Origin of the sequence: Rudaea sp., assembly GCF_036560865.1 — a bacterium.
Lineage (GTDB): Bacteria > Pseudomonadota > Gammaproteobacteria > Xanthomonadales > Rhodanobacteraceae > Rudaea.
This window is the reverse complement of sequence record NZ_DATBQK010000127.1, coordinates 1-4,419: the sequence shown is the minus strand read 5'-3', so window position 1 is coordinate 4,419 and position 4,419 is coordinate 1. Positions and strand designations below refer to the sequence as shown.

The following is a 4,419-nucleotide window of genomic DNA, read 5'->3' as shown; positions in this document are numbered from 1 at the left end:
GCCGCCTGCGCCGCGCCCGCGTTCGTCGTCATCACCAGCACGACATTGCGGAAGTTCGCTTCGCGACCGTTGGTGTCTGTCAGCGTGCCGCGATCCATGATCTGCAGCAGCACGTTGTACACGTCCGGATGCGCCTTCTCGATCTCGTCGAGCAGCAGCACGCAATGCGGATGCTTGGTGATCTGCTCGGTGAGCAGGCCACCCTGGTCGAAGCCGACGTAGCCCGGCGGCGCACCGATCAGGCGCGACACCGAATGCGCTTCCATGTATTCGGACATGTCGAAGCGGATCAGTTCGATGCCCAACTGCATCGCAAGCTGGCGCGTGACCTCGGTCTTGCCCACGCCGGTGGGTCCGGCAAGCAGGAAGTTGCCGATCGGTTTCTGTGCGTTGTTGAGTCCCGAGCGCGCCATCTTGATCGACGCGGCGAGCGTCTCGATCGCCTGATCCTGGCCGAACACGACCATCTTCAGATTGCGTTCGAGATTCTTTAGCACGTCGCGATCGGAGGTCGACACCTGCTTGGCCGGGATGCGCGCCATGCGCGCGACAATGAACTCGATCTCGGGCACGTCGACGACGCTCTTGCGCTCGTTTTCCGGCAGCAGACGCTGGCGCGCCCCGGCCTCGTCGATCACGTCGATGGCCTTGTCCGGCAGCAGGCGATCGCCGATGTGTTTCACCGACAGGTCGACCGCCGCCTTGAGAGCCTCGGCGGTATATTCGATCTTGTGGTGTTCCTCGAAACGCGACTTCAGGCCTTTGAGGATTTCGATGCTCTCGGCGATGGTCGGCTCGACGACGTCGATCTTCTGGAAACGCCGCGCGAGTGCGCGATCCTTTTCGAACACGCCGCGATATTCCTGGAACGTGGTCGAACCGATGCAGCGCAGTTCGCCCGAGGCGAGCACCGGCTTGATCAGGTTCGACGCATCCATCGTGCCTCCGGAAGCGGAACCGGCGCCGATGACCGTATGGATTTCATCGATGAACAGAATTGAGTTCGCTTCCTTCTTGAGCTGCGCAAGCACGGCTTTCAGGCGTTTTTCGAAATCGCCGCGATACTTGGTGCCGGCAACGAGCGAGCCCATGTCGAGCGAGTAGATCACGCAGCCCTTGAGCACTTCGGGCACTTCGCCCTCGACGATGCGCTTGGCGAGGCCTTCGGCAATCGCCGTCTTGCCCACGCCGGCTTCGCCGACATACAGCGGATTGTTCTTGCGCCGGCGGCACAGCACCTGGATCGTGCGCTCGATTTCCTCGACCCGGCCGATCAGCGGATCGATCTTGCCCTGCTTGGCCAGTTCGTTGAGGTTGCTGGCGAAGTCGGTCAGCGGATTGCCGCGTGGTTCGTCGCCGCCCTCGCCTTCCTTGCCGACGTCGGCGGACGGTTGCGCGGGCGCATCCTGGCCGATCTTGGCCACGCCGTGCGAGATGTAGTTGACCACGTCCAGACGCGCGACTTCCTGTTGGTTGAGGAAGTACACCGCGTGCGAATCCTTCTCGCCGAAGATCGCGACCAGCACATTGGCGCCGGTGACTTCCTTGCGGCCCGAAGACTGCACGTGATAGACCGCGCGCTGCAGCACGCGCTGGAAACCGAGCGTCGGCTGCGTATCGCGGTCGTCGCCGGCCGGCAGCGCCGGTACGGTTTCCGCAATGATGGCTTTCAAATCCTTGCCGAGCTTGACCAGGTCGGCGCCGCAGGCGCGCAGCACAGCGGCAGCCGACGGATTCTCCAGCAGCGAGAGCAGCAAATGCTCCACCGTCATGAATTCGTGGCGCTGCTCGCGCGCGTCCTTGTAGCACTGGCCGATGGTGAGCTCGAGATCTTTACTGAACATCGTGATGACCCTTTTTCTAGCCAGCGATTACTGACCAAGGAACAATATGTGGGGTGCCAGTCCCGATTCAATCAGGCTTTCTCAAGCGTACACAGCAATGGGTGCTGATGCGAGCGGGAAAATTCGTTGACCTGGGTGACCTTGGTTTCGGCGACTTCGCGCGTGAACACGCCGCAGACGCCCTTGCCGCGCGTGTGCACATGGAGCATGACCTGGGTCGCGCGCTCGCGGTCCATATTGAAAAACGTCTCCAGCACCGCCACCACGAAGTCCATCGGCGTGAAATCGTCGTTCAGCAGCAGCACCTGGTAGAGCGGCGGACGCTCCACTTCAGGGCGCGCTTCCTCGACGACGACGCCGTGCAGAGGTTCGTGCTGTTTGTGCGGCGTTTGCGGCATTGCTTTCCCGTAGGTTCGGTCGGTTCGATTATAGCGAGCGAAAGATGATCGCGCGCGTGACCAGCGCAATCAAATGGTGGCCATCTTTCGCGATTCAATCTCTCCGCTGCAAGCAGGGTGCACCCGGCCCTCATGTAATATTTGTCAGACCAACCTATCCAATCCAAGGACCGATGCAAAGCGAAGTAAACTTCGATGCGATCTGGCGGCCTGACGTGACCGTGGCCACGATCGTCGCGCGCGACGGGCGATTTCTCATCGTCGAGGAAGTCGTGCGCGACGAACTGGTGCTGAACCAGCCTGCCGGGCACCTGGAGCCCGACGAAACGCTGCACGCCGCCGCACTGCGCGAAACGCTGGAGGAAACCGGCTGGACGGTCGAGCTGACCGATCTCGTCGGCATTTACCAGTGGTCGAGTGCGGATGGTAAACGCCAGTTCCTGCGCTTCGCATTCGCCGCCACGCCGTTCGTCCACGATGCGCAGCGCAGACTCGATGAAGGCATCGTGCGCGCGCTGTGGCTGACGCGTGAGGAGATCGTTGCCGAATCCGCGCGTCTGCGCAGTCCGATGGTGCTCGGCAATATCGACGATTGGCTCGCCGGCCGGCGGCATCCGCTGAGCGCGATTCAGTCGCTCCTGCCTGCCGCGCATTCAGCCCGATGAACGCAGCGCACGCCAACATTGGCCCAGTCATGGTCGGCATGTCCGGCGGCGTGGATTCGTCGGTCGCCGCGCTGTTGCTGGCGCGCACGCAAACCCCGATCGCCGGCCTGTTTATGCAGAACTGGGAGGAAGACGAACGCTTCGGCGAGTGCCAGGCCGACCGTGATCGCGCCGATGCGCTGCGCGTCTGCAGCAAACTCGGCATCGCGTTCCACACGCGCAATTTCGCTACCGAGTACTGGGATCAGGTATTCGAGTCCTTTCTCGCCGAGTATCGCGCCGGGCGCACGCCGAACCCGGATGTGCTGTGCAATCGCGAGATCAAGTTCAAGACGTTTCTCGAACACGCGCGCGCGCTCGGCGCGAAAAAGATCGCGACCGGGCATTACGCACGCACCGACTGCCTCGATGGCCGCCATCGCCTGTTGCGCGGGCGCGATGTGAACAAGGATCAAAGCTATTTCTTGTATACCCTGGGCCAGGAGCAACTCGCGTCGACCCTGTTCCCGGTCGGTGAGCTGCCCAAGCCCGAGGTGCGCGCGCTCGCACGCGCGGCGCAGCTGCCGACGCACGACAAGAAGGATTCGACCGGCATCTGCTTTATCGGCGAGCGCGATTTCCGCGAATTCCTGGGTCACTACATTCCCGCGCGCAAAGGCGAACTGCGCACGCCCGACGAACGTCGCATCGGCGAGCACGACGGCGTGATGTATTACACCTTGGGCCAGCGCAACGGCCTTGGCATCGGCGGCCGCCGCGGCGCGGCTGGCGCGGCCTGGTACGTGGTCGGCAAGAATGTCGCGCAGAACGTGCTGTACGTCGCCCAGGGCGGTGAAAACGCGTGGTTGCAGTCGCGGCATCTGCGCGCGAGCCAGTTGAACTGGACCGCGGCAGCGCCACCGGCCGCCGAATTCCGCTGCACGGCGAAGACGCGCTATCGTCAAACCGATCAGGTTTGCACGGTGCGCATGCAAGGCAGCGAATGCGAGGTGGAGTTCGATAGCGCACAGCGCGCGGTGACACCGGGCCAATCCGTCGTATTCTATCGTGGCGAGGAATGCCTTGGCGGCGGCGTGATCGACACGACCGATGCGCCATTTGGCGGACTGCGGAGCAGGACGTGAGGGAAGAACGAGTCATCGCACTGGCGGGCATGTTTCAGGCGATCGCGCTGGTGCGTGCGACCGCGACGCGCGGCAGCGGCGACGACGTGGCGATGCAGCCCAGCCTGGCCAGCGTATTCAAGATCGATGCGGCGAGTCCGGCGGATGTATTCGGCGGTATCGGCCATCTGCGCCTCGGCCTGGAAACGCTGATCGCGCAACTCGACGACGACAAGCGCGATCTGGCGATCACGCGCATCGCCATTACGGTGCTGCGCGTGCGCGCCAAGCTCGCACGCCGACCGCAGACGCTGGGCGCGTTGCGCGCGGGCATCGAGTCGATCGCGCAACAGACCGCGGGCACGGAGCCGGCCAACCCGATTGTGATGGCGCGTCTTGCACAGCTGTA

General features: G+C 63.2%; 5 protein-coding genes. 3 read left to right on the top strand and 2 right to left on the bottom strand.

Annotation, left to right across the window (positions count from 1 at the left end; genetic code table 11):
- Together VIE67_RS12565 and clpS are read right to left on the bottom strand one after the other, a co-directional pair.
- Nucleotides 1-1,844, bottom strand: a 1,844-nt coding sequence (locus VIE67_RS12565) for an AAA family ATPase (protein WP_332026734.1), incomplete at its 3' end; no start/stop codon positions are given.
- A gap of 71 nt (nt 1,845-1,915) precedes the next feature.
- Entirely contained in the window at nt 1,916-2,242 is a 327-nt protein-coding gene (clpS, locus tag VIE67_RS12560) for an ATP-dependent Clp protease adapter ClpS (RefSeq protein WP_332026732.1), read from the bottom strand.
- Nucleotides 2,243-2,415: 173 nt separating this feature from the next.
- Here clpS and VIE67_RS12555 point away from each other — a divergent pair, with 173 nt between their 5' ends.
- The 3 genes from VIE67_RS12555 to VIE67_RS12545 all read left to right on the top strand — a co-directional run.
- Nucleotides 2,416-2,907 carry an NUDIX hydrolase gene (locus VIE67_RS12555; RefSeq protein ID WP_332026730.1) on the top strand — a complete coding sequence of 164 codons (492 nt, stop codon included), beginning with the start codon at nt 2,416-2,418 and terminating at the stop codon, nt 2,905-2,907.
- Nucleotides 2,904-4,031: a tRNA 2-thiouridine(34) synthase MnmA gene (gene mnmA, locus VIE67_RS12550; protein ID WP_332026728.1), complete on the top strand. Its 1,128-nt coding sequence runs from the start codon at nt 2,904-2,906 to the stop codon at nt 4,029-4,031. The genes VIE67_RS12555 and mnmA overlap by 4 nt, the downstream gene beginning before the upstream one ends.
- Nucleotides 4,028-4,419, top strand: a 392-nt coding sequence (locus VIE67_RS12545) for a DUF489 family protein (RefSeq protein WP_332026726.1), incomplete at its 3' end; no start/stop codon positions are given. The genes mnmA and VIE67_RS12545, both read left to right, overlap by 4 nt.

Coding starts and splice junctions, on each gene's coding strand:
- clpS (WP_332026732.1), bottom strand. CDS start 2,242: ATGCCGCAAACGCCGCACAAACAGCACGAACCTCTGCACGGCGTCGTC.
- VIE67_RS12555 (WP_332026730.1), top strand. CDS start 2,416: ATGCAAAGCGAAGTAAACTTCGATGCGATCTGGCGGCCTGACGTGACC.
- mnmA (WP_332026728.1), top strand. CDS start 2,904: ATGAACGCAGCGCACGCCAACATTGGCCCAGTCATGGTCGGCATGTCC.